Source organism: Metapseudomonas otitidis (genome assembly GCF_900111835.1).
Taxonomy (GTDB): Bacteria; Pseudomonadota; Gammaproteobacteria; order Pseudomonadales; family Pseudomonadaceae; genus Metapseudomonas; species Metapseudomonas otitidis.
In genome coordinates, this window is record NZ_FOJP01000020.1 from 18,346 (window position 1) to 44,302 (window position 25,957).

Here is a 25,957-nt window from a genome sequence, read left to right on the forward strand (position 1 = left end):
GGTGAAGCCGGTCAGAGCTGGATCAGGTTGGGGATCTGCACGTCCGGGTTCACGTCCTGCTCGTAGTCCACGCCGTCGATCTCGAAGCCGAACAGGCGCAGGAACTCGGTCTTGTAGCCGGTGAAGTCGGTCAGCTGGTACAGGTTCTCGTTGGTCACCTTGTTCCACAGGTCCTTCACGGTGTCCTGCACGTCCGGTTGCAGTTCCTTGTAGTCGGCGCGCAGGCGGCCGTCGGCGTCCAGGTGCGGCTCGGCGCCGTAGAGGCTCTCGCGGAACAGGCCGTCGACCTGTTCGATGCAGCCTTCGTGGGTGCCCTTTTCCTTCATCACCTTGAACAGCAGCGACAGGTACAGCGGCATCATCGGGATGGCCGAGCTGGCCTGGGTGACCACGGCCTTCAGCACCGAGACGCGGGCGTCGCCACCGGTGGCAGCGAGTTTCTCGCGGATGCCGAGGACCTTCTGGTCCAGGTCCTTCTTGGCGGCGCCGATGGAGCCGTTCCAGTACAGGTCGTGGGTGATCTCTTCGCCCAGGTAGGTGAAGGCGGTGGTCTTGGCGCCGTCGGCCAGCACGCCGGCTTCCTGCAGGGCGTCGATCCACATCTGCCAGTCTTCACCGCCCATGACCGCCACGGTGTGGGCGATCTCGGCCTCGGTGGCCGGCTCCATCACGCTTTCCTTGATCACTTCCTTGTCGGTGTCCAGGCCACGGAAGTTGACGGTCTTGCCGACCGGCTTGAGCACGGAGTTGAAGACTTCGCCGGTCTTGGGATGGGTGCGGCGCGGGGCGGCCAGGCTGTAGACCACCAGGTCGACCTGGCCCAGGTCCTGCTTGATGGTCTCGATGGTGACGCGCTTCACCTCATCGGAGAACGCGTCGCCGTTGATGCTGCGCGCGTACAGGCCCTTGGCCTGGGCGGCTTTCTCGAAGGCGGCGGAGTTGTACCAGCCAGCGGTGCCGGCCTTGGTCTCGCTGCCCGGACGCTCGAAGAACACGCCCAGGGTGTCGGCGCCCGCGCCGAAGGCGGCGGTGATGCGTGCGGCCAGGCCGTAGCCGGTGGACGAACCGATGACCAGCACCTTCTTCGGGCCGTTGGCCACAGGGCCCTTGGACTCGACGTAGCGGATCTGTTCCTTGACGTTGGCCTCGCAGCCGGCCGGATGGGTAGTGACGCAGATGAAGCCACGCACGCGCGGTTTGATGATCATGGAAACCTCGGTTGCTAGATGCGGTAACAGCACATTCAGAAGCGGGAGACGTCGCGCATCGTAGATAAGACACCTCGGTTGTGGCCAGCGGCAGCCGGGTGAGTCGGCAAAAGCCGGCCCACCCGGCATGACCGGGACGGGAGAGAGGGCCGCCCCGGCGCGCTCGTTGAGGCCCTCAGGCCTCCAGTTCGGTGCGGGTGGCGCAGCTGCCATCGCAGCGGCCCGGGCAGCTGCAGCCGGTGCTGCTGCGCCCGGTGGCGCGCTCCATGCGCCGGGCCACGGGCTCGTCGTCGGCGAACGGCAGCATGGTGGCCTCGTCCAGCTGGCGCTGGCTGCGTCCGAGGCTGAGCTGCACGGCGACGAAGAAGAAGGCCACCGTGCCCAGGCCGAACAGCACGTTAAGGGTTTCGGCATCCATGCTCCGCTCCTCAGGCCGTGGCGCCGGCAGGGGCCGTCGCACGGTCGGTGGTGCGTACGGTGTGCCAGGTGTTCCAGGCCATCAGCAGCATGCCGCTGAGGAAGAACAGGCCACCGACGAAGCGCACGATGAAGCCGGGGTGGCTGGCCTCCAGCGCCTCCACGAAGGAGTAGGTGAGGGTGCCGTCGTCGTTCACCGCCCGCCACATCAGGCCCTGGGTGATGCCGTTGACCCACATCGAGGCGATGTAGAGAACGGTGCCGATGGTGGCCAGCCAGAAGTGCGCGTTGATCAGCCCGGTGCTGTACATCCGCTCGCGGCCGTAGAGGCGCGGGATCAGGTGGTAGAGCGAGCCGATGGAGATCATCGCTACCCAGCCGAGGGCGCCGGCGTGTACGTGGCCGATGGTCCAGTCGGTGTAGTGGGAGAGGGCGTTGACGGTCTTGATGGCCATCATCGGGCCTTCGAAGGTGCTCATGCCGTAGAAGGCCAGGGACACCACGAGGAAGCGCAGGATGGGGTCGTCGCGCAGCTTATGCCAGGCACCCGACAGGGTCATCATGCCGTTGATCATGCCGCCCCAGCTGGGGGCCAGCAGCACCAGGGACATCACCATGCCCAGGGACTGCGCCCAGTCCGGCAGCGCGGTGTAGTGCAGGTGGTGCGGGCCGGCCCAGATGTACAGGGTGATCAGCGCCCAGAAGTGCACGATGGACAGGCGGTAGGAGTAGACCGGGCGCCCGGCCTGCTTGGGGATGAAGTAGTACATCATCCCGAGGAAGCCGGTGGTCAGGAAGAAGCCCACGGCGTTGTGTCCGTACCACCACTGGACCATGGCGTCGGTGGCCCCGGAGTAGACCGGGTAGGACTTGAACCAGCTCACCGGGATGGCGACGTGGTTGACGATGTGCAGCATCGCCGTGACCAGGATGAAGGCGCCGAAGAACCAGTTGCCGACGTAGATGTGCTTGGTCTGGCGCTTCATCACGGTGCCGAAGAACACCACCGCGTAGGCGACCCAGACGATGCCCATCCACACCGCCCCGGCGAATTCCACCTCGGCGTATTCCTTGGTGGTGGTCAGGCCCTGGGGCAGGGTCACCAGCAGGCAGATCACCAGGGCCTGCCAGCCCCAGAAGGTGAAGGCGGCGAGGCTGCCGCCGAACAGCCGCGCCTGGCAGGTGCGCTGCACGGTGTAGTAGCTGGTGGCGAACAGCGCGCTGCCGCCGAAGGCGAAGATCACCAGGTTGGTGTGCAGCGGCCGCAGGCGGCCGAAGCTGGTCCAGGGCAGGTCGAGGTTCAGGGACGGCCAGACCAGCTGGGCGGCGATGAACACCCCCAGGCCCATGCCGACGATGCCCCAGACCACCGTCATCAGCGCGAACTGGCGCACCACCCGGTAGTCGTAGGCGGGTTCGATTTCTGCAGTCTTCATGCGGAAAACCTTCAGGAGTGGGAATGGCTGGCCGGCACTGCCGACCGGGGCGCCACTCTAGGAAGGCGGGGCGGGACGAAACAGCCTCAGTTTTGGCTGCTTTTAGGAGATCAGATGAGCGCCATCTGCTCCCAGGCGACACCAGGGGCGGCCTGGGTCATCTGATATCGGATTTCTGCTTCGATCTGATTCTGTTTCTGCGCCGGGGGGCTCGCCATAGTGGCTACCCGGACGATTGCCGCCTCCGGCGGCCCGATGAGGATCCCCATGTACCGATACGACGACTACGATCGCGCCCTGGTCCGCGAACGCGTCGCGCAGTTCCGTGACCAGGTGGCGCGGCGGCTGAGCGGCGAGCTGAGCGAGGAAGAGTTCCTGCCCCTGCGCCTGCAGAACGGCCTGTACCTGCAGAAGCACGCCTACATGCTGCGGGTGGCCATCCCCTACGGCACGCTGTCGTCGGACCAGCTGCGCACCCTGGCCCTCATCGCCCGGGAGTACGACCGGGGCTACGGCCACTTCACCACCCGGCAGAACATCCAGTTCAACTGGATCGACCTGGAGCGGGTGCCGGACATCCTCGAACGCCTTGCCGATGTCGACATGCACGCCATCCAGACCTCCGGCAACTGCGTGCGCAACATCACCACCGAGGCCTTCGCCGGGGTGGCCGCCGACGAGGTGCTGGACCCGCGCCCGCTGGCCGAGATCCTCCGCCAGTGGTCCACGGTGAACCCGGAATTCCTCTTCCTGCCACGCAAGTTCAAGATCGCCCTCTGCGCCGCCGAGGAGGACCGCGCGGCCGTGCAGATGCACGACATCGGCCTCTACCTGTACCGCGACGGGGACGGCGAGATGCGCCTCAAGGTGCTGGTGGGCGGCGGGCTCGGGCGTACGCCGATCCTCGCCCAGGTGATCCGCGAGGGGCTGCACTGGCGCCACCTGCTGTCCTATGTCGAGGCGGTGCTGCGGGTCTACAACCGCCACGGCCGCCGCGACAACAAGTACAAGGCGCGCATCAAGATCCTGGTCAAGGCTCTGGGCATCGAGGCCTTCGCCCGCGAGGTGGAGGCCGAATGGGAGCACCTGCGCGACGGCCCGGCCCAGCTGACCGAGGCGGAGTACGCCCGCGTGGCGGCCTCCTTCACCACGCCGGCCTACGCCACCCTCGATGCCGCCGACCTGGAACATGGCCGGCGCCTGGCCGAGGACCCGGCCTTCGCCCGCTGGTGCGCCCGCAACCTGCAACCACACAAGGTGCCCGGCTATGCGTCGGTGGTGATCTCCACCAAGCCCGGTCCCGAGGCCCCGCCGGGTGACGTGACCGCCGCGCAGATGGAGGCGGTGGCGGAGTGGGCCGAGCGCTTCGGCTTCGGCGAGATCCGCATTGCCCACGAGCAGAACCTGGTGCTGCCGGACGTGCCCAAGCGCGACCTGCACGCCCTCTGGCTGGCCGCCTGCGAGGCGGGCCTGGCGACCCCCAACGTCGGCCTGCTGACCGACATCATCGCCTGCCCCGGCGGTGACTACTGCGCCCTGGCCAATGCCAAGTCGATCCCCATCGCCCAGGCGATCCAGGCGCGCTTCCGCGACCCGGCGCGGCTGGAGGCTCTTGGCGAGCTGAGCCTGAACATCTCCGGCTGCATGAATGCCTGCGGCCACCACCACATCGGCAACATCGGCATCCTCGGCGTCGACAAGGGCGGCAGCGAGTGGTACCAGGTGACCCTCGGCGGCGCCCAGGGCATGTCGGCAGCGCTGGGGCGGGTGATCGGCCCGTCCTTCAGTGCGGCCGAAGTGCCCCAGGTGATCGAGCACATCGCCGACACCTACCTGGCGCACCGCGAGGGCGACGAGCGCTTCGTCGACACCCTCGGCCGCATCGGCCTGGAGCCGTTCAAGGCACGGGTCTACACCCGTGAGGAGGAACCGGCATGAACAACCTGATCCGCCTGCGCCAGGGCGTGCCCGGCCTGGTCGAGGACGACCCCTGGACCTTGGTGCGCCCGGACGAGGCGCTGCCGGACGGCGGGCCGCTGATCCTGCCGCTGGCGCTCTGGCAAGCCCGGCAGGACGCCGCCGTGCTGGCGGGCGAGCGCGTCAGCGAGGATGCGCTGCTGCTGCAGCCGGACGACGACGTGGAGGCCCTGCGGGACTGCCTCTACAGCCTGCCGCTGATCGCCGTGGACTTCCCCAGCTTTCGCGATGGCCGGGGCTACAGCCAGGCCTACCTGCTGCGCAGCCGGCTCGGCTGGGCCGGCGAGTTGCGCGCCGTGGGGGACGTGCTGCGGGACCAGCTGGCGCACATGCGCCAGTGCGGCTTCGACGCCTTTGCGGTGCGTGCCGACAAGTCCGCCGAGGACGCCCTCAAGGGGCTGGCCGGGCTCAGCGTGCTCTATGGCCGCTCGGTGATCGAGCCGCGCCCGCTGTTCCGGCGCCGCGAGGCCGATGTCACGATTGGTAAAAATTGACGGCTCGGGGGAAGGCCGCGTTCTGTCCTACGATGCACGTCCGTTTTTTCTGATCGGCCCCCAATGGACAGCGACAGTACCCGGCCTCCCCCGGCCCCCTCCCTCTCCGGCGCTTTGCGCCTTCCCGTTCCCCGGCTCCCTGCCGTGAATCCCTTCGGCCTCCCGTTCCGCGCCCCTTCGGCGTGCCGGATGGCGGCTGCCCGTCGTTGCGGCGAGGAGGGCTGACATGGAGTGGATCGCCGACCCCACGGCCTGGCTGGGCCTCCTCACCCTGGTGGTGCTGGAAATTGTGCTGGGCATCGACAACCTGGTGTTCATCGCCATCCTCGCGGACAAGCTGCCGCCCCACCAACGTGACCGCGCGCGCCTGATCGGCCTGTCGCTGGCGCTGCTGATGCGCCTGGGCCTGCTGGCCAGCATCTCCTGGCTGGTGACGCTGACCGAGCCGCTGTTCGAGGTCTTCGGCCACGCCTTCTCGGGCCGTGACCTGATCATGCTGTTCGGCGGTGTGTTCCTGCTGTTCAAGGCCACCATGGAGCTGCACGAGCGCATCGAGGGCCATGCCCAGCCGAGCACCGGCAGCCGCACCTATGCCCTGTTCTGGCCGGTGGTGGCGCAGATCGTGGTGCTCGACGCGGTGTTCTCCCTGGACGCGGTGATCACCGCCGTCGGCATGGTGGAGCACCTGGAAGTGATGATGATCGCGGTGGTGATCTCCATCGGCCTGATGATCGTCGCCAGCAAGCCGCTGACCGCCTTCGTCAACGCCCACCCCACGGTGATCATGCTGTGCCTGGGCTTCCTGATGATGATCGGCTTCAGCCTCACCGCCGAAGGCCTGGGCTTCCACATTCCCAAGGGCTACCTGTACGCGGCCATCGGCTTCTCGATCCTCATCGAGCTGGCCAACCAGACGGTGCGCTGGCGCCGTCGCCGCCGCCAGGAGGAAGCCGGCGGCCTGCGCGAGCGGACCGCCCACGCGGTGCTGCGCCTGCTGGGTGGCCGTGGCGTGGAGGCCGACGAGGTGGGCGAGGAGATCGCCGACCTGGTGAAGGACAACGGTCGCGGCCAGGTGCCCTTCGATCGCCGCGAGCGGGTGATGATCAGCGGCGTGCTCGGTCTGGCCGAGCGCCCCATCCGCACCCTGATGACCAACCGCGTGGAGGTGGAGCGCATCGACCTGGCCGACAGCCGCGAGACGGTGTACGACGCGCTGTTGCGCTCGCCCTATTCGCGCCTGGTGGTGGTCCGTGACGCCGACGTGGACGAGCCCCTGGGCTACGTGCACAAGAAGGAACTGCTGCGCGCGCTGCTGCAGGGCCAGGCGCCGGAGATCGAGCCCTTGCTGCGCATCCCGCCCAACCTGCCGGAGAGCGCCTCGGTGCTCAGTGCCCTGGAGGAGATGCGCAAGGCCTCGACCCACGTGGCCTTCGTGGTCAACGAATTCGGCGGCTTCGAGGGCCTGCTGACCATGACCGACATCCTCGAATCCATCGCCGGCGAACTGCCGGACGCCAGCGAGGTGGACGGCCTGGATATCGAGCCCGTGGACACGGGCTGGAAGGTCAGCGGCGCGGTGAACCTGAGTCTGCTGAACGAGCGCCTGGGCTTCCCGCCCCGTGCCCAGGAGGGCTACCAGACGGTCGCCGGCCTGGCCATGAGCCTGCTGGACCGCCTGCCGGTGGTGGGCGACGCGCTGGAGGTGGAAGGCTGGCGCCTGCAGGTGATCGAGGTGAAGGAGCGTCGGGTCAACCGGCTGCTGCTGGAGCCGCCGCCCGGTCACCCGCGGCGTTCAGGCTGAGCCTGCCCCGTGAAGAACGGCGCCCTCGGGCGCCGTTCTTTCATTCACCTGCCGCTCAGGGCTGCTGTTTCTGCTGGGCCTTGAGCAGGTCGCGGATCTCGCTGAGCAGCTCCTGGTCCTTGGTGGGGGCCGGCGGTACTTCGGGGGCGGCGGCTTCCTCGCGCTTGAGCTTGTTGATCACCTTGACCCCCATGAAGATGGCGAAGGCCACGATTACGAAGTCGAGCACCGTCTGGATGAACTTGCCATAGGCCAGGACCACGGCCGGGGCGTTGCCCTCGGCGGCCTTGAGGGTGATGGCCAGGTCGGAGAAGTCCACGCCCCCGACCAGCATCCCCACCGGCGGCATGACCACGTCGCCGACGAAGGAGGACACGATCTTGCCGAATGCAGCGCCGATGATGATGCCCACGGCCATGTCGACCACGTTGCCCTTGACCGCGAAGGCCTTGAATTCCGACAGCAAGCTCATGCGATTTCCCCCGGGGATTGGACTGATGGGCTGAAAGTGTAACCGAGTGTTCTGACAGCGCCATCCTACCGGTGTTGCGGTTCGGTGTAGCGGTAGAGCCGGCAGAAGTCCTCGTGCACCTGGGGATCGGGGCGCTTCTGCACCCGCACGCCGGCTGCTGGGTAGCGCCCCAGCAGCACCTTCGGGCGCACCGGGCGCGGGTAGAAGCCGCCGCCGCAGTTGGGGCAGACGTTGTGCAGCCGCTCGACGCAGTCGGCGCAGAAGGTGCATTCGAAGGAGCAGATGCGTGCTTCGGTGCTGGCGGGCGGCAGGGCGCGGGCGCAGGCTTCGCAGGTGGGGCGCAGCTCGAGCATCGGGGGCTCTCCTGGGGGCGACCGCTCATCCTAGTGCGCCCGCCAGGCGGCGCCCAGTCACGAGCGTTCACTGTAACGCCGGTGAAACAGGTGGCTGTCCGGTCGCCCAGGCTGGTCTAGCCTCTAGCTGCTGCTTCGGTCTTGCAAGGAGCCTTGCCATGCCTCTCGAACACCACGCCCTGGAACGCGAATTCCCTGATGATCACGCCACGATGCACGAACTTCTCCAGCACAACGTGCACTTTGCCCGCCTGGCCGCCGAGTACCACCACCTCGACACGCGCATCTATGAAGTGGAGGACGGCCGGCATGCCCTGGATGACCTGCAACTGCACAGCCTGAAGATGAAGCGGGTTGCCCTGAAGGACGAGATCGCCCAGCTGCTCAGGGCCCATCAGGGCGGTTGACCGGCGTCAACGCGGTGCCCGGGGCGGCTGGCTAGGCTGGCCGCCTTTCCCCTTCGGAGCACTCGCCATGACGGCCTACGACACCCTTCCGAGCGCCACCCCCGAATCCGACCGCAAGGCCCAATACGAGGCGCGCCGAGCCGAGGAACGACGTGATCGCCTGCGCCAGCAGCTGGACCTGCTGGACAAGCGCATCGCCCGCGTCCAGGCCGGCACCGAGCCGCTGGACGGCTCCAGCCTGCAGGCCCTGCAGATGCGCCGCGAAGGCCTGGCCCAGGACCTGGCCCGCCTGCCACGCAAGGAAGGCTGCTGCGGCTGCGGGCGCGCCTGCAAGGGGTGATCCGCTATCATGCGGGCTTCGTTTTTCTGACGGAGTCCGCTGATGGCCAAGGCCAAGCGCATGTACGGCTGCACCGAGTGCGGCTCGACCTTCCCCAAATGGGCTGGCCAGTGTGCCGATTGCGGGGCCTGGAACACCCTGGTGGAAACCGTGGTGGAAGGGGCTGCCGCCTCGTCCTCCAGCGGGCGCGCCGGCTGGGCCGGCGGCCAGGCGCAGATCAAGACCCTGGCCGAGGTCAGCGTCGAGGAGATGCCGCGCTTCTCCACCGCTTCGGCCGAACTGGACCGGGTGCTCGGTGGCGGTCTGGTCGACGGTTCGGTGGTGCTGATCGGCGGTGACCCCGGCATCGGCAAGTCCACCATCCTCCTGCAGACCCTCTGCAACATCGCCACCCGCTTCCCCGCGCTCTACGTCACCGGTGAGGAATCCCAGCAGCAGGTCGCCATGCGCGCCCGTCGCCTCGGGCTGCCCGAGGACAAGCTCAAGGTGATGACCGAGACCTGCATCGAAAGCATCATCGCCACCGCGCGGGTGGAGAAGCCCAAGGTGATGGTGATCGACTCCATCCAGACCATCTTCACCGAGCAGTTGCAGTCCGCTCCCGGCGGCGTGGCCCAGGTGCGCGAGAGCGCCGCGCTGCTGGTGCGCTACGCCAAGCAGAGCGGCACGGCGATCTTCCTGGTCGGCCACGTGACCAAGGAGGGCGCCCTGGCAGGCCCCCGCGTGCTGGAGCACATGGTCGACACGGTGCTGTATTTCGAGGGCGAGTCCGACGGCCGACTGCGCCTGCTGAGGGCGGTGAAGAACCGCTTCGGCGCGGTGAACGAGCTGGGCGTGTTCGGCATGACCGATCGCGGCCTGAAGGAGGTTTCCAACCCCTCGGCGATCTTCCTCACCCGCGCCCAGGAAGCCGTGCCCGGCAGCGTGGTGATGGCCACCTGGGAAGGCTCGCGACCGATGCTGGTGGAGGTGCAGGCACTGGTGGACACCAGCCACCTGGCCAACCCGCGCCGGGTCACCCTGGGCCTGGACCCGAACCGCCTGGCGATGCTGCTGGCAGTGCTGCACCGCCACGGCGGCATCCCCACCCATGACCAGGATGTGTTCCTCAACGTGGTGGGCGGGGTGAAGGTGCTGGAGACGGCCTCCGACCTGGCGCTGATCGCCGCCATCATGTCGAGCCTGCGCAACCGGCCGCTGGAGCATGACCTGCTGGTGTTCGGCGAGGTGGGCCTGTCTGGCGAGGTGCGCCCGGTGCCCAGTGGGCAGGAGCGTCTGAAGGAGGCGGGCAAGCATGGCTTCAAGCGGGCCATCGTGCCCAAGGGGAACGCCCCGAAGGAGGCGCCCCCCGGCTTGCGGGTCATCGCGGTGACGCGCCTGGAGCAGGCGCTCGACGCGCTGTTCGAGTAGCGGTCAGGCGTCCACGAGGGCGGCCAGGTCGCGCTCCAGCAGCGTCTCGTCGCCCAGGTTCAGCTCCATCAGCCGGCGCAGGTGGGCGATGGAGTCCAGGTCGATGTGCTGGCAGACGAAGCCCAGCTGGTCGTCCTGGATCCGGGTGAGGACCACGTCCATGCGCACCAGGGCATCCCGGGACAGGTGGATGACCGCCTGGAAGGGCTGGTCCCCGTCCCCGTTCCAATTATTCGGGCGGCTCAGCAGCAGGCCTTTCAGGGAGATGTCCTGCAGCTCGGCCTGCCATTGGCGCTCGCCCTGGATCAGTTCGGTCACGGCGTCGAACGCGACCCGGTGGAAGCGCCGTCGTTCGTGTTCTTTCTGGCTCATCGCTCAAGACTCCTGGGCAGTTTGGATCACTATAGACAAGGGCTAGATTACCCGCTCATCCCCGGCGACGACGCCAGGCCAGCAGCAGGCCGCCGGCCACCAGCAGTGCGCCGAGGCCATAGGCGGCATGGCGTCGGGACGGCGCCAGGGCGGTGATGGCGCTCCAGCGCTCTTCCCATTGGCGGGGTTTGGCCCGCTCGAAATCCGGATCTTCACACGTCTTGCCGAAGTTGCCGGCCCACTCCACGAACGGACCGTTCTCCACGTAGCGGCGGTAAATGCGCCGGGCGCTGTCCAGATCGCGGTACTCCAGCCACCCGCTGGCCTGACACAGTGCAGCGGCGAAGGCCTGGCTGGTGTGCGGCAGCCGGTCGGCGGCGCGTTCGGCCAGGTCCGCCGCCACCCAGCGGTAGTGGAAGCGGCGGTTGGGCTCGGCCAGCGCACTGTTCTGGCGCCTGGCCTCGTCTTCGCTCAGCCAGCCGGCCGGGGCCTGTCGTTCCACCTGGAGCTGGTAGTAGTTGCCTTCGTAGACCTTGAAGTCCGGTGACATCTCGTAGCCCAGCAGCTCCATGCCGCGCCAGCGTGCCAGGACGGCGGCTGTGTAGTAGGCCTCGGCCTGGCCGATGTCGGTCCAGCGGTTCTCCGCCTCCCGGCGTGCCCGGGCGTACTCGCGGGCGGTGGTGCGCAGCTCCTCGGTGGCGAAGTAGGCCGGTGCCTCGTCGTAGCGTCCTTCGCGCATCAGGCGACGGCCCAGCAGCTCCCGCAGCAGGGTGGCAATCGGGCGAGGCAGGTAGGCGTCGCCTTGGGCTTGGTCCTGCGGATTGGGCGCTGGCACCTTGGCGTCGACGAAGCCCTTCAGCTCATCTGCGGTGAGCACCCGCTCGGCGAGGGTGGCGGTGTCCTCCCAATAGATCTCGCCGCTGCGGTAGAGCATGTCCAAGGCGTCCAGGTAGTCGCCGCGCTTAAGCGCGAGGACGGCGCGTTCGCCGTCGACCCGGCAGTGGGGCTTCACCGTTTCCAGGTAGCCGTCGTCGTCGCGCCGGTAGGCCCAGCTCTCGTCCTCGGGGAAGGCCTGGGAGGCCTTGGCATAGGCCTGGGTGGCCGTAGTGATGTCGCCGTCGTGCAGTGCCACCTTGGCGCGGATCCACCAGGCGAGGCCCGAGTCGCCGGCCTTTTCCAGTAGGCGCCGGGCGGTGTCGTACTGGCCGCTCTGGTAGGCCAGGGTGGCAAGGCGGTCGGCATTGGGCAGGGCCGGTTCGTCCAGCGACAGCAACAGTTGGACGAGGGGCTTCTCGGCCTCGGTCTGGCCCTCGTAGTCCCAGCCGATTCGGGTCAGCAGGCGGATGGTCAGCAACTGCTGGACCTCCGGAACCTGCAGCAGCGGGCGCAACTGATCCACCGGCATCTGCGCCAGTTCGCTGGAGAGGAACTTGAGGGAGCTGATGCCGACGCTGGAGTTCAGCGCCGCCTGGTTGGAATAGAAGCGGATGGCCTGGCCCCAGTCGCCGGCGTCCTTGGCCACGCGGGCCTCTTCCCCGAGGCTGGCGGCGGCCAGTTCCAGCGGGTCGGGGAAACCGTCCAGGACCAGTTGGCGGGTCAGCTGGAAGGCTTCGCGGGCGGCCTGGGCGTGGGCCTGCCGGCGCTGCTCGGCCTCGGCCTCGGTGGTCACGTCGTCGGAAGCGGGCAGATTGCGGCTCATTTCCGCCTGTGCGCGCCCCAGGGAATAGGCCGCCCAGGTGCTGCGGGCCCGGCGTTGGTCGGCGGGCAGGGCGAGCAGGCGGCGGAAGTAGCCGCTGGCCTCTTCCCCGTCACGGCGGAAGGCTACGGCGCCGGCGATGTAGAGACGCTGCTCTTCGGGCAGGTCGCCGGCCTGGGCTTCCACCTGGGCGGGGTCATCCAGGGCACGCAGCTGCTCGACGCGCTGGGCGACGTCGCGTCCCAGTTCGTCCCGCTCCACCCACTCCCGCTGGCGCACGTAGTTCTCGTTGTCCGCCTCCCAATAGATCACCAGGGTGGCCTGGCTCACCGGCTTGAGCCCGGCGATGGGCGGGGCCAGGTGGGTGGCTTCGAAGACGAAGTTGTTCTCCGGCATCTCGGCCAGGGTGCGGGCGCGGTTGTCCAGCAGGGTCAGGCTGAAGTCGGGCCCGCAGGCCAGGGCCTGGTTGGCCAGCGGCAGGGCCAGGGCCAGGGCGATGGCCAGGGCCAGGCGGGCGAGGGGCCGATCAGGGTTGTGCATGGAGTCCTCCTTGAGCAGGTGCATGGCAGCGGGCCCAGCCCAGCGCTCGGCGCTGGCCCGCTTGCAGGTAGAGGGTGGGGCCGGCCTCGCGCTCCAGGCGCAGGCCGGCGTCGTCCGTGACGAGGCGATAGCCCGGCAGGGCGTCATGGGCGAAGCAGTCATGGGCGGCCAGCTGCAGGCGAGCGGGCAACGCTGCCGGGGCATTGCCGAGGTTGGCCAGGGTCAGTTCGTTGAGCTGGGGGTCGTTGTCCGGGCGTCGCACGTCCAGGCGCAGGTCGGCCGCCAGTGCTTCGCCCCGGGCCACCGCCATCAGCGTCGCCAGCGGCCAGGCGCGGCGATCCCCGGGCAGGGGCAGGCGGAACCAGATCAGGCCCGACAGGTGTGCGGGCGGGTCGCGGCGCAACTGGGCGACGAGCCCGGCGACGCGTTGGGGATCGGCCATCCATTCCTGGCGCGCCCCGGCGATGGGCAGCGGTGCTTCGCTCTCCACCTGAACGCCGTCGTCGGAGCGGATCAGGCCGGCGCCGTAGGCGGGCAGGGCGAGGAGGAAGGGCGTGGGGCTGACGGCATCCCAGCGGCGCGCCCATTCCAGGGCCTGGCGCTCGTCGAACAGGCCCTTCTCCGGCGCGCTGACACCGTGCACCTGGAGGACACTGCCGTCGACCTGGGCGAGCACGTCCGGCAGGCGGGGGCTCGACAGCCAGGCGGGCAGGGCGGTGATGCCGAGCTGCATGCCGGTGGGCAGGCTGGCGCGCAACTCGCCGAGGAAGCGGGCGTAGTCCGCCAGGCGCGCGCTGGCGCAGTCGTGGTCGATCTCCACGGCGACCGGGGTGAGCCCGGTGCGTTGCCAGTCCGCCAGCAGTCTGCCGATCTCGTCCCGTGCGCGCTGGCTGTCCAGCTGCGGCAACTGGCCGTCCAGGCGCACCACGGCGACCCAGGGGCGGCCGTCCTGGCGCAGCAGGTCGGTGTCGATGCGGGCCCGCGACCAGCCGGCACCCGGGTGGGCCTGGAGGGCCAGTACGCGCAGGGTGGAGAAGGTGGCGTTGCTGGCGCGCAGGGCCTCGGCGTGGGCCGGGGTCCATTGGCGTTGCCAGACGTAGAGCTGCTGGTCGAGCGGCGGCGAGCGTCCGTCCCGGCAGGCGGCCAGCATCAGCAAGGCTGCGAAGAGTGCCGCGATCCTGCGGCAGAGGGGGCCGGTCATGGACGGTCATCGATGGGGCAGGCGGGCCTGCTGGCCCGGTCGCGGCGGATTAGACTCCCAATCCCCGGCGCCGGCAAGGGGCGCCCGCCAACCCGTTCACATCCCCGGCGACCGCTCGCCGGATGGTTGGCCGTTCGGTTTGACAGCCGCTTTCCTGTCACCAAAGCTGCATGAGCTATTCACCTTCTGATTACCTGTGGAGTGCAGCTAATGGACAACCGACTGCTGGTCAAAGGTCTGATTGCGGGATTGCTCTGTGTTGGCAGCGTGGCGGCTCATGCCGATGCTGCCGGCGGCAACGGATGCGGCTGGGGCAACATGCTCTTCGAAGGGCAGCGCGGCATGGCCCCCCACTTCCTCGCCACCACCACCAACGGCACCTCGGGCAACGCCACCTTCGGCATGACCTCCGGGACCAACGGGTGCGACACCAGCGTCAAGCTGGGCTATGGCGGCCGCTCGATGCTGGCCATGAACGGCATGCTCGACAACATCGCCGAGGACATGGCCCAGGGCCAGGGCGAGGCGCTGGATGCCTACGCCACCCTGCTGGGCGTGGAGAAGGCCGACCGTGCCCACTTCGCCAAGATCACCCAGGAGAACTTCGCGCAGATCTTCTCCGCCCCCGACGTGACCGGCGAGCAGGTGCTGGCCAACACCCTCGACGTGATGAGCCGCGACCAGCAGCTGGCGCGCTACGCCAAGCAACCGGCCTGATCGGCAGGAGCAACGAAGAAGCCGGGCGATGCCCGGCTTTTTCATGCCTGCGGGATATGTGAGGGGGCATGCGCAGCGCGCGCCGGCGTGACGGGCAGCGTTTCGGGTGTCCTCAGACCCTTCCTGCGATTTTCTGCGTGAGGAAGGAAATTCATCGAAGGTGTCTTCCGGCGCGGTTGTCGGAAGGCTCTAGACCAATGTCTAGACCTCAATCGGGAAGGATGGGGCTAAGCTTGTGCGGCAGCTCGTCTGTCCATCCATTGGGAGTTTCCTATGAACAATAACAACAGCGTCGCGCGCCACCTGCCCTGGGCAGTGCTGGCCGTCATCGGCGCCAGTGCCTTGGGCGTGGTCGCGTTGCGCCGCGGCGAGGCCATCAACGCCTTGTGGATCGTGGTGGCAGCCGTGGCGCTCTACCTGATCGCCTACCGCTACTACAGCCTGTTCATCGCCAGCAAGGTGATGCAGCTCGATCCGACCCGCGCCACTCCGGCGCTGATCAACAACGACGGCCTGGACTACGTCCCGACCAACAAGCACATCCTCTTCGGGCACCACTTCGCCGCCATTGCCGGCGCCGGCCCGCTGGTGGGCCCGGTGCTCGCCGCACAGATGGGCTACCTGCCCGGCACGCTCTGGCTGATCGCCGGGGTGGTGCTGGCCGGTGCGGTGCAGGACTTCATGGTCCTGTTCATCTCCACCCGCCGCAACGGCCGCTCCCTGGGCGAACTGGTGCGCGAGGAAATGGGCCAGGTGCCCGGCACCATCGCGCTGTTCGGCGCCTTCCTGATCATGATCATCATCCTCGCGGTGCTCTCGCTGATCGTGGTGAAGGCCCTGGCCGAGAGCCCCTGGGGCATGTTCACGGTGATGGCGACCATTCCCATCGCGGTGTTCATGGGCGTGTACATGCGCTACATCCGGCCGGGCCGCATCGGTGAGATCTCGCTGATCGGCGTGGTCCTGCTGCTGGCCTCCATCTGGCTGGGTGGCCAGGTCGCCGCGGACCCGGTCTGGGGGCCGGCGTTCACCTTCACCGGGATCCAGATCACCTGGATGCTGATCGGCTATGGCTTCGTCGCCGCCGTGCTGCCGGTGTGGCTGATCCTCGCTCCGCGCGACTACCTGTCCACCTTCCTCAAGATCGGCACCATCATCGCCCTGGCCATCGGCATCCTGGTGACCATGCCGATGCTGAAGATGCCGGCCCTGACCCAGTTCATCGACGGCACCGGCCCGGTGTGGAAGGGCAACCTGTTCCCCTTCCTGTTCATCACCATCGCCTGTGGTGCGGTGTCCGGCTTCCACGCGCTGATCAGCTCCGGCACCACGCCCAAGCTGCTGGCCAGCGAGACCCACGCCCGTTACATCGGCTACGGCGGCATGCTGATGGAGTCCTTCGTCGCCATCATGGCCATGGTCGCCGCCTCGGTGATCGAGCCGGGCGTGTACTTCGCCATGAACAGCCCGCCGGCCGTGGTCGGTACCGACGTCGCTGCCGTGGCGGCCACCGTCAGCAGCTGGGGCTTCACCATCACCCCCGAGCAGCTGGAAGCCACCGCCCGTGACATCGGCGAGCACACCATCCTGGCCCGTGCCGGTGGTGCGCCGACCCTGGCCGTGGGCATCGCGCAGATCCTCCACCAGGTGCTGCCGGGCGAGAACACCATGGCGTTCTGGTACCACTTCGCGATCCTCTTCGAGGCGCTGTTCATCCTCACCGCCGTGGACGCCGGCACCCGTGCCGGGCGCTTCATGCTGCAGGACCTGCTGGGCAACTTCGTCCCGGCGCTGAAGAAGACCGACTCCTGGTTCGCCAACGTGCTCGCCACCGCCGGTTGCGTGGCCCTCTGGGGCTGGCTGCTGTACCAGGGCGTGATCGACCCGCTGGGCGGCATCAACACCCTGTGGCCGCTGTTCGGCATCTCCAACCAGATGCTGGCCGGCATCGCCCTGATGCTGGGCTGCGTGGTGCTGATCAAGATGAAGCGCCAGCGCTACGTGTGGGTGACGCTGATCCCGGCCACCTGGCTGCTGATCTGCACCACCACCGCTGGCCTGATCAAGCTGCTGGACCCGAACCCCGCCGTCGGCTTCCTGGCCCTGGCCAAGAAGTACAGCGACGCCGCCGCCGCCGGCCAGGTGCTGGCACCGGCCAAGGACATGGCGCAGATGCAGCACGTCATCTTCAACGCCTACACCAACGCCACCCTGACCGTGCTGTTCCTGTTCGTGGTGCTCAGCGTGCTGTTCTATGCCTTCAAGGTCGGCCGTGCCGCCTGGAGCAAGCCCGAGCGCAGCGACAAGGAAACGCCGTTCCAGCCGATCCCGGACGCCTGAGGAGTGAACGCGCATGTTCAATGACCTGAGCCGCATGGGTAAGTACCTCGGGCAGGCCGCCCGGATGCTGGTGGGCATGCCCGACTACGACACCTACGTCGAGCACATGCGCAACAAGCACCCGGACCAGCCGGTGATGAGCTACGAGGCGTTCTTCCGGGAGCGCCAGGAAGCCCGTTACGGGGGCGGGAAGGGGCGGCCCATCCGCTGCTGTTGAAACCTGCTCCGCCAGGCTGCTGTGCTTGGCGAGGCAGATCGAGGTACAACCGCGCCACGCTTAGCCGTGGCGCGTGTTTTTGGAGATCGCGATGTACCCAACACCCATCCCCGTCACCGTGCTCACCGGCTTTCTCGGTGCCGGCAAGACCACGCTCCTGAAGCACATCCTCAAGGCCGAGCACGGCTTGAAGATCGCGGTGATCGAGAACGAATTCAGTGAGACCCCCATCGATGGCCAGCTGCTGGGTGACGAGCCGGTGCAGGTGATGACCCTGGCCAACGGCTGCGTCTGCTGCTCCATCCACGTCGAGCTGGAAAAGGCCCTGTTCCTCCTGCTGGAGCGCCTGGATGCCGGCGAACTGGCCTTCGACCGCCTGGTGATCGAGTGCACCGGCCTGGCCGACCCGGCGCCCGTGGCGCAGACCTTCTTCGCCGATGAAGCCCTCTGCGAGCGCTACGTGCTGGACGGCATCATCACCCTGGTGGACGCCGTGAATGCCGAGCGCCACCTGGCCGAACCCATTGCCCAGGCCCAGGTTGGGTTCGCCGACCGCATCCTGGTGAGCAAGCGCGACCTGGTGGACGAGGCGCACTTCGAGGCCCTCAGCCAGCGGCTGTCGCGGATCAACCGCCGCGCGCCGATCCGTGTGGTCGACCACGGCCGCATCGACCTGGCCGAGCTGCTGGACGTGCGCGGCTTCAACCTCAACGCCGACATCGGCCCCGTGCTGACCTTGCGCCCCGTGCGCCCGGCCGCCACCCCGGACCGCATCGGCACCCTGGTGCTCAAGAGCGACAAGCCGCTGGACATGGAGCGCCTCAGCGCCTTCATGGAAGGCCTGCTGGAGCGCCACGGCAACGCCCTGCTGCGCTACAAGGGCGTGCTCGCGGTGGCCGGCGAAGCCCGCCGCCTGGTGTTCCAGGGCGTACTGCGCCTGTACGGCTTCGACTGGGACCGCGAATGGGAGGCGGACGAGCCGCGCGAGAGCGTGATGGTCTTCATCGGTGACAACCTCCCGGAAGACGAGATCCGCGCTGGATTCGAAGCCGCCGCCCACTGAGCGTCATCGGTGATTGGAATGCCGCTTGAAAGTAAATAGAATCACTCGCATTTGATTCTTTTCCTCTTTCGGCGTGCCCCGTATGACCGATGCCGTAGCGGCACCCGGCGACACCCCCGGTTCGCTCTACCGTGAGCACCGCAGCTGGCTCGAAGGCTGGCTGCGGCGCCGCCTGGGCAACGCCTGGGATGCCGCCGACCTGACCCAGGACACCTTCGTCCGCGTGCTGGCGGCCCACCAGCAGCGCACCTTGCCGACCCTGGCCGAGCCTCGCGCCTACCTGCTCACCATCGGTCGCCGCCTGCTGATCAACCACCACAAGCGCCGCAGCCTCGAACAGGCCTACCTGGACGCCCTGGCCTGCCTGCCCGAGGCCGAAGTGCCGTCGCCGGAGCAACGCTGGCTGGTGCTGGAAACCCTGCACGCCCTCGACGAACTGCTGGACGGCCTGCCCCTGGCGGTGCGCCGGGCCTTCCTCTGGTCGCAGCTCGAAGGGCTGGACTACGCCCGTATCGCCGAGCGCCTGGCGGTGTCCGAGCGCACGGTGAAGCGCTACATGGCGCGTGCCTACGAGCACTGCCTGCTGGTGGAGCTGTGAGCGCCCACGCTGCGGAACCGGCGCGGCGCATCGCCCGCGAGGCCGCGCAATGGCTGGTGCTCCGGGACGCCGGCGGGCTGGGCCCGGAGCAAGCGGCTGCGCTGCAGCACTGGCGCGCCCTCAGCGAGGCCCACGAGGCTGCCTGGCAACGGGCCGAGGCACTGCGCCAACGCTTCGCCGGGTTGCCCGCGCCTCTGGCCCTGGCCAGCCTGGACCGCCCCGACCTCGGCCGGCGCCGCGCGCTCAAGCAGGTGCTGGGCCTCGCCACCCTCGCCCCGGCAGCCTGGCTGGCCTACCGCCAGGCGCCCGTGGCCAGCTGGCGCGCGGACGTGCGCACCGCTACTGGTGAACGCCGCGACGTCGACCTGCCCGGTGGGGGCCGCCTGCACCTGAACACCGCCAGCGCGGTCAACCTCGGCCCCGGCGTCATCGAGCTGGTGGCCGGCGAGATCGCCGTGGAAACCCCCGGTCCGCTGCGGGTCGAGCGGAAGGAAGGCCGGCTGCTGACCGACGCAGCGCGCTTCTGCGTGCGGCAACTGGAGGCGGGCTGCCTGGTGTCGGTGGAAGCGGGCACGGTTCGCCTGCACCCTGCGACGGGGCAGGTGGTAGCGCTGTCTGCGGGCCAGCGTGCCGGCCTGCTCCCGACAGGCACCACGCCGGTGACGCGCTTCGACCCCGAGCAGCCCGACTGGCGCCAGGGGGTGCTGATCGTCGAGAACCGCCCCCTCGGCACCGTGCTGCGCGAGCTGGATCGCTACCGGCCCGGCCTGCTGCGCTGGGACGCGGCGCTTGAGGCGCTGCCGGTGACCGGCACCTTCCGCCTCGACGACACCGACCGCGTGCTCGCACTGCTCGCCGCCACCCTGCCGCTGGAGGTGCACTACCGCACGCGCTACTGGGTCTCCCTGGTGCCGCGTACCCATGTCGGGTGAAGGCTGTCCCTTTTTTTCGCGTCGCTTGTCATTCCAGGAGACAACACGAAAAAGAGAGCCTTTCATGACCTCCCGTTCCCCGTCCTTCCCCCTGGCCCGGCACCTGCTGCGGGCCAGCCTTCTCCTGGCCCTCGGCCTGCCCAGCGCCTGGGCCGATGACGGCGCCCGGCGCAGCTACCAGGTGCCTGCGGGCAGCCTGGCCAGTGCCCTGACCCGTTTCGCCGGCCAGGCCGGCGTGAGCCTGTCCGTGGACCCCGCCCTGGTGGATGGGCTCGACAGCCCCGGGCTGCAGGGTGAATACAGCATCGACGAAGGCTTCGATGCCCTGCTGCGTGGCTCAGGGCTGATGCTGCTGCCGGCCGGGGAGGGGGGCTACACCCTGCAACGCCTGCCGCCGCGTGCCGAGGGGGCCGAGGAGCTGCCGACCATCGCCGTCACCGGCGAAGGCGTCGGGATGGGTGGCGATGCCTACGCCGGCGGGCAGGTGTCGCGCCGTGGCAGCCTCGGGCTGCTGGGCGAGCGGGACTTCCTGGAAACGCCACTGAGCCAGACCTCCTACACCAGCGAGATGGTGAAGAACCAGCAGGCCCGCACCCTGGCCGACCTGGTCGCCAGCGACCCCTCGGTGCGCAGCACCAACCCCTCGGCGGGGCGCTTCGAGCAGTTCTCCATCCGTGGCTACAGCCTCTACAACAGCGATGTCGCCTTCGGCGGCCTGTACGGCGTGCTGCCCACCTATTCCATCGACATGGAGATGGTCGAGCGGGTGGACGTGCTCAAGGGCCCGGGCGCCCTGCTCGGCGGGCTGGCGCCCAACGGCAGCGTCGGCGGCTCGATCAACATCGAGCCCAAGCGCGCCGGGGCTGACCCGGTCACCGAATTCACCGCCATGCAGGCCTCCACCGGGCAGCTGGGCGGTCACGTGGACATCGGCCGGCGCTTCGGCGAGGACCAGCGCTTCGGCCTGCGCTTCAACGGCGTGAAGCAGTCCGGCGACACCGAATGGGACCACCAGCACCTGGACCGCGACTCCGCCGTACTCGGGCTCGACCTGCGTGCCGAGCGCGTGCGCCTGTCCCTCGACCTCGGGCGGCAGACCCGAGACGTGGACGGCCCCATGGAGCGGGTCGGCCTGAACGCCGGGGTCAAGGTGCCCGACCCGAAGGACATCCACGACAACTTCGCCCAGCCCTGGACCTACTCCCGCGCCAAGGACACCTTCGGTGCCCTGCGTGGCGAGTACGACCTGGGTGACTCCACCCTGCTCTATGCCGCCGTCGGCGCGCGCAAGGGCGACTACGACTTCCTCCGCCATGCCGTGCAGGTCACCAACGATGCCGGGCGCTTCGTGGTCAGCCCCCGCGCCTTCCAGCGCGAGGAGGACGTGCGCACCGCCACCGTCGGCCTGCGTCACTGGTTCGCCACCGGCCCGGTCAGCCACACCCTGAACGCCAGCCTCAACCGCTACGAGATGACCTTCGACAACAGCGGCGCGCGCTACGCCAACGGCGTCAGCAACCTGTACAACCCGGTGACCCTGCCGGTGCCGGGCACGCCCACCGCACCGGACAACCCCACCCACACCGAAAGCGTGCTCAGCAGCCTGGCCCTGGCCGACACCCTCGGCTTCGCCGACGACCAGGTGCTGCTGACCCTCGGTGCGCGCCTGCAGCGGGTGGAGGTGGACAGCTCCGAACCCGGCGAGCCCGACCAGCGCTACGACGAGCGCGCCACCTCGCCGGCCCTGGGCGTGGTTTGGCGCACCACCGAGTCCCTGTCGCTCTACGCCAACTACATGGAAGGCCTGACCCAGGGTCAGACCGCGCCGGAGACCGCCAACAACGCCGGCCAGGTGTTCGCCCCCTACCGCAGCAAGCAGGTGGAGGCCGGCATCAAGTACGACATGGGCAACCTGACCAGCACCTTCAGCGTCTTCCGCATCGAGAAGCCGGCCTATTACACCGAGAACGGCTTCCTGCGGCCCGACGGCGAACAGCGCAACCAGGGCGTGGAGCTGAACCTGTTCGGCGAACCGCTGGAGGGCGTGCGCATCCTCGGCGGCGCCATGCTGCTGGACGCCGAACTGACCCGCACCGCCAATGGCACCAACGACGGCAACCGCGCGGTCGGGGCGCCGATCCTCAATGCCAACCTGGGGTTCGAATGGGACCTGCCCCAGGTCCAGGGCCTGACCCTGACCGCACGGGCCATCCACACCGGCGCCCAGTACCTCGATCAGGCCAACACCCAGAAGGCCGATGCCTGGCAACGCTACGACCTGGGCGCGCGCTACGCCTTCAGCGTCGGCGAGACGGACGTCACCCTGCGCGCCAGTGTGGAGAACGTCATGGACAAGGCCTACTGGGCCTCCGCCAACGTCCCCGACGGCACCGCCACCGGCCTCACCCTCTCCACCCCGCGTACCTGGCTGATGTCGGCGACGTTCGGCTTCTGAGGAGCGTTCCCGGCCTGAAGCCCGGGCTACGGCATGGCGTGCAGGGTGGGCTTCAGCCCACCATCGGAGCAGCCGGAAACACCCCTGGTGGATGGAAAAAGCGCCATCCACCCTGCGCCTTGTAGGGGCGAATTCATTCGCCAAGGGCTGCGTAGCGGCCCAAGGCGTGTACGACAGGCACAAAAAAGCCCGGCATGTGCCGGGCTTTCTCGTTCACCGCTCAGGCAATCAGTTGCCGTACACCGGGAACTTGGCGCAGATGGCCTTGACCTGCTCGCGCACGCGGTCGACCACGGACTCGTCGCCCATGTTCTCCAGGATGTCGCAGATCCAGCCGGCCAGTTCGCGGCACTCGGCTTCCTTGAAACCACGAGTGGTCACGGCGGGGGTGCCGATGCGCAGGCCGGAGGTGACGAAGGGGGAGCGCGGGTCGTTGGGCACGCTGTTCTTGTTCACGGTGATGAAGGCGCGACCCAGGGCGGCGTCGGCGTCCTTACCGGTGATGTCCTGCTTGATCAGGGACAGCAGGAACAGGTGGTTCTGGGTGCCACCGGAGACCACGTCGAAGCCGCGCTCGATGAACACGCTGGCCATGGTCTGGGCGTTCTTCAGGACCTGCTGCTGGTAGGCCTTGAACTCGGGCTGCAGGGCTTCCTTGAAGCACACGGCCTTGGCGGCGATCACGTGTTCCAGCGGGCCACCCTGGGCGCCGGGGAAGACGGCGGAGTTCAGCTTCTTCTCGATCTCTTCGTTCTTGCGAGCGAGGATCAGGCCGCCGCGCGGGCCGCGCAGGGTCTTGTGGGTGGTGGTGGTGACCACGTCGGCGAACGGCACCGGGTTCGGGTACACACCGGCGGCGACCAGGCCGGCCACGTGGGCCATGTCGACGAACAGGTAGGCACCGACCTTGTCGGCGATGGCGCGGAAGCGGGCGAAGTCCAGCACCTGGGAGTAGGCGGAGAAGCCGGCGACGATCATCTTCGGCTTGTGCTCGACGGCCAGGCGCTCGACTTCGTCGTAGTCGATCAGGCCGGCGTCGGTGATGCCGTACTGCACGGCGTTGTACAGCTTGCCGGAGGAGGAGACGGAGGCGCCGTGGGTCAGGTGACCGCCATGGGCCAGGCTCATGCCGAGGATGGTGTCACCGGCCGACAGCAGGGCCAGGTAGACGGCGGCGTTGGCCTGGGAACCGGCGTGGGGCTGGACGTTGGCGTAGTCGGCGCCGAACAGCTCCTTGGCGCGGTCGATGGCCAGTTGCTCGACCACGTCGACGTACTCGCAACCGCCGTAGTAGCGCTTGCCCGGGTAACCCTCGGCGTACTTGTTGGTCAGCACGCTACCCTGGGCTTCCATCACCGCCGGGCTGGTGTAGTTCTCCGAGGCGATGAGTTCGATGTGCTCTTCCTGGCGCTGGGCTTCCTGCTCCATCGCGGCGAAGAGTTCGGCATCGTAGCGGGCGAGGGTCAAATCACGGCTGAACATGGCGGTCCTCTCAGGGATCGGTACGTGGAAAGGCGCGCATTCTAACCCATAGGTCGCTGGCTGACACATGAAGGTCGGTCATGCGACAGACAAGTGGCGCTCACGCGGATTCCTCTTCTGCGCCGTGCAGCTCGGCGAGCTTTCCTTGCAGGGCTTCGCGTTCGTGGTCGGCCAGCAGCGGCAGCTGCTGCCAGCATTCGTAGAGCGGCTCCAGCCAGCAGCAGTAGCCGGCATCGGGGCGCTGGCGCTCCAGTTGCTCGAAGGCGGTGTGGATCGCCAGGGCGTGGGCGGGTTCCTCCTGGGCCAGGGTGGTGAGCGCGCGGATGGCGGCCACCGTGGTCCAGTCGGTGGGGCCGAACAGGGCACTGAGCAGCAGGGCGCGGCGATGCGAGCCCTCCCAGCCGCCGTCGAGCTGTGCGAGGACCTGGGTAGCGGCGGTCTGCACGCGGGTCAGCCAGACCAGCGCGGGGGTCGAGCGGTCGGGCACCGCCGGTGGGTGCACCAGGCACGCCAGCACCTGCTGGGCCTCGTCCTCGCCCAGGCCGGCGGCCACATGGCTGGCCTGGGCCCAGTTGCTGCGGGCGTAGGGTTGTGCGGCCAGGCCGGCGATCAGGGCGCTGACCCGCTCGCCGGGCGGCGGCAGGGCGGGCCTGGGCTGGTCGCCTTCGTAGCGCCACAGCAGGTGGTCCACCGGGCCCAGCGGCTGGCGCGGATCGGGGTGGGCGATGGCCTCGGTGGTGACCTCCACCGTGCAGCCGGTGAGGCCGTGGGCAGCCAGTTCGAGGGCGATGGCCAGGGTGTTGCTGGGCGCCTCCAGGGAGGAGGTGCGCAGGCTGATGCGGTCGTTGGCCGAGCCGGAAAAGGCCCCCTCCAGCAGCTTTTCGCGGATCTGCCGCAGCACGTTGGCGCTGGCGTCACTCGGCTCCGGCGGGGCACCGGCGGCGAGGAACCACAGCTGGTAGGCGCGCTCGTTGCCGGCCCGGGCGGCGTCGATCACCCGCTGCAGCCGGGCGTCGTCACCGCTGGCCCGCCACTGGCAGTAGTCCAGCGAGGGCTGCGCCCAGTCATGCTCGGGCTGGCGGGCCAGTACCTGTTCGTACCAGCCGCTGGCCTGGGCCCAGCCCTGTTGCTCCAGCCAGGTGTCGCCGGCTTCCAGGTAGGCACTGATTTCCTCGGGTTGCTGGCGCACCGCCAGGCTGAAGGCGATGTCGGCCTCGGCGGCCCGCCCTTGCTGGCGCAGCAGCAGCCCTCGGGCGACGGCCAGGTGCCAGTCCTGCTCGGCGCTGGCCAGGTCGGCCAGCGCCAGGGCCTGCTCGAAGCAGGCGGCGCGGCGCAGCAGGCCGATGTGCAGCATGGGCCATTGTGCGGCCAGGTCCGAAGAGGGCGTCACCCGCCCCGCGAGGACGGCCCAGCGGCGCGCGGCGGTGAGCTGGCGGACGCTGGCCTCACGGGCCTCCGGGGTGGCCTGGATGACCCGAGAGAACAGGCGCATTTGCAGCGCCGGGTCCAGTCGCTCCAGGGCGCCGGCCGGCTCCAGCCAGCCGAGTGCCCAGGCGTTGAGGTAGTCGGTGCCCGGGGCGACGTCGATCACCTGCAGCAGCAGGTCGACGGCCTCCGGCAGGCGTTCTTCGCGGGCCATGAGCCAGCTGCGCAGGGCTTCGCTGGCGTAGTAGCGCTGCTCGCCGATGGGCAGCAGCTCGGCGTCGGCCGGGCGGCCGACGCGGGTCCGGTACTGCTCGGCCAGGGCCAGCCATTCAGAGTTGCCGGGGGCGTAGCGCAGCAGCTCCGCCAGGTGTTCGGCGCCGTGGACGAGGTTGCCCTGCTCCAGCTCGGCGAGGGTGATGAAGTGCTCGTACTCGGCGGTGCCCTGGCGCAATTCGATGCTGCCGCCGGTGGCGTCGGGCGACTCGGGCACGTCGTGGTCGCTGTCGGTGGCGGGCGTGGCGTGCGGGGCGCGGAGGAAGCGTTTCCACCAGGACATGCGGGGCTCCTTGTCGTGTCGTGTGCCGGTCGATGGCGCGAGGTATGA

24 protein-coding genes are annotated in these 25,957 nt (G+C 68.7%); 13 read left to right on the top strand and 11 right to left on the bottom strand.

Annotation, left to right across the window (positions count from 1 at the left end; genetic code table 11):
- Nucleotides 1-11 precede the first annotated feature (11 nt).
- From fabV to BM198_RS30245, 4 genes are all read right to left on the bottom strand, one after another.
- Entirely contained in the window at nt 12-1,208 is a 1,197-nt protein-coding gene (gene fabV, locus BM198_RS23720) for an enoyl-ACP reductase FabV (protein ID WP_074972935.1), read from the bottom strand.
- Nucleotides 1,209-1,383: 175 nt separating this feature from the next.
- The gene (locus tag BM198_RS23725; RefSeq protein ID WP_139233701.1) at nt 1,384-1,626 is read right to left on the bottom strand and encodes a cbb3-type cytochrome oxidase subunit 3; all 243 of its coding nucleotides are present in this window, start codon (nt 1,624-1,626) and stop codon (nt 1,384-1,386) included.
- Nucleotides 1,627-1,636: 10 nt separating this feature from the next.
- The gene (gene ccoN / locus BM198_RS23730) at nt 1,637-3,061 is read right to left on the bottom strand and encodes a cytochrome-c oxidase, cbb3-type subunit I (protein ID WP_074972937.1); all 1,425 of its coding nucleotides are present in this window, start codon (nt 3,059-3,061) and stop codon (nt 1,637-1,639) included.
- Between the two features lie 110 nt (nt 3,062-3,171).
- On the bottom strand, nt 3,172-3,330 hold the full coding sequence (locus tag BM198_RS30245) for a hypothetical protein (protein ID WP_167368487.1): 159 nt from the start codon (nt 3,328-3,330) through the stop codon (nt 3,172-3,174).
- Between BM198_RS30245 and BM198_RS23735 the strand changes: the two genes are divergently transcribed.
- From BM198_RS23735 to BM198_RS23745, 3 genes are all read left to right on the top strand, one after another.
- Nucleotides 3,329-4,999, top strand: a complete 1,671-nt coding sequence (locus BM198_RS23735; protein WP_074972939.1) for a nitrite/sulfite reductase — start codon at nt 3,329-3,331, stop codon at nt 4,997-4,999. The two genes, BM198_RS30245 and BM198_RS23735, sit on opposite strands and share 2 nt — an antisense overlap.
- Entirely contained in the window at nt 4,996-5,532 is a 537-nt protein-coding gene (locus BM198_RS23740; RefSeq protein WP_044410523.1) for a DUF934 domain-containing protein, read from the top strand. The genes BM198_RS23735 and BM198_RS23740 overlap by 4 nt, the downstream gene beginning before the upstream one ends.
- 226 nt (nt 5,533-5,758) lie before the next feature.
- Nucleotides 5,759-7,333: a TerC family protein gene (locus BM198_RS23745; RefSeq protein WP_074972940.1), complete on the top strand. Its 1,575-nt coding sequence runs from the start codon at nt 5,759-5,761 to the stop codon at nt 7,331-7,333.
- A gap of 55 nt (nt 7,334-7,388) precedes the next feature.
- Here the strand turns inward: BM198_RS23745 and mscL are convergent, their stop codons facing one another.
- Both mscL and BM198_RS23755 read right to left on the bottom strand, forming a co-directional pair.
- Nucleotides 7,389-7,805: a large-conductance mechanosensitive channel protein MscL gene (gene mscL / locus BM198_RS23750; RefSeq protein WP_074972941.1), complete on the bottom strand. Its 417-nt coding sequence runs from the start codon at nt 7,803-7,805 to the stop codon at nt 7,389-7,391.
- Between the two features lie 65 nt (nt 7,806-7,870).
- Nucleotides 7,871-8,158 carry a DUF1272 domain-containing protein gene (locus BM198_RS23755; protein ID WP_074972942.1) on the bottom strand — a complete coding sequence of 96 codons (288 nt, stop codon included), beginning with the start codon at nt 8,156-8,158 and terminating at the stop codon, nt 7,871-7,873.
- A 158-nt stretch (nt 8,159-8,316) separates the two neighbouring features.
- On the opposite strand from BM198_RS23755, the gene BM198_RS23760 reads away from it, so the two are divergent.
- The 3 genes from BM198_RS23760 to radA all read left to right on the top strand — a co-directional run bounded on the left by BM198_RS23760 (nt 8,317) and on the right by radA (nt 10,315).
- Nucleotides 8,317-8,565: an HP1242/YdcH family protein gene (locus BM198_RS23760; protein ID WP_044410511.1), complete on the top strand. Its 249-nt coding sequence runs from the start codon at nt 8,317-8,319 to the stop codon at nt 8,563-8,565.
- 67 nt (nt 8,566-8,632) lie between these two features.
- Nucleotides 8,633-8,905: a hypothetical protein gene (locus tag BM198_RS23765; protein WP_044410508.1), complete on the top strand. Its 273-nt coding sequence runs from the start codon at nt 8,633-8,635 to the stop codon at nt 8,903-8,905.
- Between the two features lie 42 nt (nt 8,906-8,947).
- On the top strand, nt 8,948-10,315 hold the full coding sequence (radA, locus tag BM198_RS23770; RefSeq protein ID WP_044410504.1) for a DNA repair protein RadA: 1,368 nt from the start codon (nt 8,948-8,950) through the stop codon (nt 10,313-10,315).
- Between the two features lie 3 nt (nt 10,316-10,318).
- Here the strand turns inward: radA and BM198_RS23775 are convergent, their stop codons facing one another.
- From BM198_RS23775 to BM198_RS23785, 3 genes are read right to left on the bottom strand one after another with little or no spacing between them, the layout of a single operon-like run.
- Complete coding sequence (locus BM198_RS23775; protein ID WP_074972944.1) at nt 10,319-10,687, bottom strand: PilZ domain-containing protein; 369 nt, start codon at nt 10,685-10,687, stop codon at nt 10,319-10,321.
- Nucleotides 10,688-10,742: 55 nt separating this feature from the next.
- Complete coding sequence (locus BM198_RS23780; RefSeq protein WP_074972945.1) at nt 10,743-12,923, bottom strand: hypothetical protein; 2,181 nt, start codon at nt 12,921-12,923, stop codon at nt 10,743-10,745.
- On the bottom strand, nt 12,910-14,124 hold the full coding sequence (locus BM198_RS23785) for a DUF3142 domain-containing protein (protein WP_074972947.1): 1,215 nt from the start codon (nt 14,122-14,124) through the stop codon (nt 12,910-12,912). Before BM198_RS23785 ends, BM198_RS23780 begins: the two co-directional genes overlap by 14 nt.
- Nucleotides 14,125-14,334: 210 nt before the next feature.
- Between BM198_RS23785 and BM198_RS23790 the strand changes: the two genes are divergently transcribed.
- From BM198_RS23790 to BM198_RS23820, 7 genes are all read left to right on the top strand, one after another.
- A complete protein-coding gene (locus tag BM198_RS23790; protein WP_044410492.1) occupies nt 14,335-14,841 on the top strand; it encodes a DUF3015 domain-containing protein in 507 nt (168 codons plus the stop codon).
- 273 nt (nt 14,842-15,114) lie between these two features.
- Nucleotides 15,115-17,181, top strand: a complete 2,067-nt coding sequence (locus BM198_RS23795) for a carbon starvation CstA family protein (RefSeq protein ID WP_044410490.1) — start codon at nt 15,115-15,117, stop codon at nt 17,179-17,181.
- A gap of 13 nt (nt 17,182-17,194) precedes the next feature.
- Nucleotides 17,195-17,398: a YbdD/YjiX family protein gene (locus BM198_RS23800; protein WP_044410488.1), complete on the top strand. Its 204-nt coding sequence runs from the start codon at nt 17,195-17,197 to the stop codon at nt 17,396-17,398.
- A 91-nt stretch (nt 17,399-17,489) separates the two neighbouring features.
- On the top strand, nt 17,490-18,461 hold the full coding sequence (gene yjiA, locus BM198_RS23805) for a GTPase (RefSeq protein WP_074972948.1): 972 nt from the start codon (nt 17,490-17,492) through the stop codon (nt 18,459-18,461).
- Between the two features lie 82 nt (nt 18,462-18,543).
- Complete coding sequence (locus tag BM198_RS23810) at nt 18,544-19,059, top strand: sigma-70 family RNA polymerase sigma factor (protein ID WP_044410482.1); 516 nt, start codon at nt 18,544-18,546, stop codon at nt 19,057-19,059.
- Entirely contained in the window at nt 19,056-19,991 is a 936-nt protein-coding gene (locus BM198_RS23815; protein ID WP_074972949.1) for a DUF4880 domain-containing protein, read from the top strand. The genes BM198_RS23810 and BM198_RS23815 overlap by 4 nt, the downstream gene beginning before the upstream one ends.
- A gap of 64 nt (nt 19,992-20,055) precedes the next feature.
- Nucleotides 20,056-22,446 (top strand): TonB-dependent receptor, encoded by a 2,391-nt coding sequence (locus BM198_RS23820; RefSeq protein WP_074972951.1) that lies wholly within the window; start codon nt 20,056-20,058, stop codon nt 22,444-22,446.
- 228 nt (nt 22,447-22,674) lie between these two features.
- Here the strand turns inward: BM198_RS23820 and glyA are convergent, their stop codons facing one another.
- Both glyA and BM198_RS23830 read right to left on the bottom strand, forming a co-directional pair.
- On the bottom strand, nt 22,675-23,928 hold the full coding sequence (glyA, locus tag BM198_RS23825; protein WP_069565410.1) for a serine hydroxymethyltransferase: 1,254 nt from the start codon (nt 23,926-23,928) through the stop codon (nt 22,675-22,677).
- A 100-nt stretch (nt 23,929-24,028) separates the two neighbouring features.
- Complete coding sequence (locus BM198_RS23830) at nt 24,029-25,909, bottom strand: tetratricopeptide repeat protein (protein ID WP_074972955.1); 1,881 nt, start codon at nt 25,907-25,909, stop codon at nt 24,029-24,031.
- Nucleotides 25,910-25,957: the final 48 nt, after the last annotated feature.

What these genes read in the sequence shown, in the direction of transcription:
- fabV (WP_074972935.1), bottom strand. Translation starts at nt 1,208, where the DNA reads ATGATCATCAAACCGCGCGTGCGTGGCTTCATCTGCGTCACTACCCAT.
- BM198_RS23725 (WP_139233701.1), bottom strand. Translation starts at nt 1,626, where the DNA reads ATGGATGCCGAAACCCTTAACGTGCTGTTCGGCCTGGGCACGGTGGCC.
- ccoN (WP_074972937.1), bottom strand. Translation starts at nt 3,061, where the DNA reads ATGAAGACTGCAGAAATCGAACCCGCCTACGACTACCGGGTGGTGCGC.
- BM198_RS23735 (WP_074972939.1), top strand. Translation starts at nt 3,329, where the DNA reads ATGTACCGATACGACGACTACGATCGCGCCCTGGTCCGCGAACGCGTC.
- BM198_RS30245 (WP_167368487.1), bottom strand. Translation starts at nt 3,330, where the DNA reads ATGGGGATCCTCATCGGGCCGCCGGAGGCGGCAATCGTCCGGGTAGCC.
- BM198_RS23740 (WP_044410523.1), top strand. Translation starts at nt 4,996, where the DNA reads ATGAACAACCTGATCCGCCTGCGCCAGGGCGTGCCCGGCCTGGTCGAG.
- BM198_RS23745 (WP_074972940.1), top strand. Translation starts at nt 5,759, where the DNA reads ATGGAGTGGATCGCCGACCCCACGGCCTGGCTGGGCCTCCTCACCCTG.
- mscL (WP_074972941.1), bottom strand. Translation starts at nt 7,805, where the DNA reads ATGAGCTTGCTGTCGGAATTCAAGGCCTTCGCGGTCAAGGGCAACGTG.
- BM198_RS23755 (WP_074972942.1), bottom strand. Translation starts at nt 8,158, where the DNA reads ATGCTCGAGCTGCGCCCCACCTGCGAAGCCTGCGCCCGCGCCCTGCCG.
- BM198_RS23760 (WP_044410511.1), top strand. Translation starts at nt 8,317, where the DNA reads ATGCCTCTCGAACACCACGCCCTGGAACGCGAATTCCCTGATGATCAC.
- BM198_RS23765 (WP_044410508.1), top strand. Translation starts at nt 8,633, where the DNA reads ATGACGGCCTACGACACCCTTCCGAGCGCCACCCCCGAATCCGACCGC.
- radA (WP_044410504.1), top strand. Translation starts at nt 8,948, where the DNA reads ATGGCCAAGGCCAAGCGCATGTACGGCTGCACCGAGTGCGGCTCGACC.
- BM198_RS23775 (WP_074972944.1), bottom strand. Translation starts at nt 10,687, where the DNA reads ATGAGCCAGAAAGAACACGAACGACGGCGCTTCCACCGGGTCGCGTTC.
- BM198_RS23780 (WP_074972945.1), bottom strand. Translation starts at nt 12,923, where the DNA reads ATGCACAACCCTGATCGGCCCCTCGCCCGCCTGGCCCTGGCCATCGCC.
- BM198_RS23785 (WP_074972947.1), bottom strand. Translation starts at nt 14,124, where the DNA reads ATGACCGGCCCCCTCTGCCGCAGGATCGCGGCACTCTTCGCAGCCTTG.
- BM198_RS23790 (WP_044410492.1), top strand. Translation starts at nt 14,335, where the DNA reads ATGGACAACCGACTGCTGGTCAAAGGTCTGATTGCGGGATTGCTCTGT.
- BM198_RS23795 (WP_044410490.1), top strand. Translation starts at nt 15,115, where the DNA reads ATGAACAATAACAACAGCGTCGCGCGCCACCTGCCCTGGGCAGTGCTG.
- BM198_RS23800 (WP_044410488.1), top strand. Translation starts at nt 17,195, where the DNA reads ATGTTCAATGACCTGAGCCGCATGGGTAAGTACCTCGGGCAGGCCGCC.
- yjiA (WP_074972948.1), top strand. Translation starts at nt 17,490, where the DNA reads ATGTACCCAACACCCATCCCCGTCACCGTGCTCACCGGCTTTCTCGGT.
- BM198_RS23810 (WP_044410482.1), top strand. Translation starts at nt 18,544, where the DNA reads ATGACCGATGCCGTAGCGGCACCCGGCGACACCCCCGGTTCGCTCTAC.
- BM198_RS23820 (WP_074972951.1), top strand. Translation starts at nt 20,056, where the DNA reads ATGACCTCCCGTTCCCCGTCCTTCCCCCTGGCCCGGCACCTGCTGCGG.
- glyA (WP_069565410.1), bottom strand. Translation starts at nt 23,928, where the DNA reads ATGTTCAGCCGTGATTTGACCCTCGCCCGCTACGATGCCGAACTCTTC.
- BM198_RS23830 (WP_074972955.1), bottom strand. Translation starts at nt 25,909, where the DNA reads ATGTCCTGGTGGAAACGCTTCCTCCGCGCCCCGCACGCCACGCCCGCC.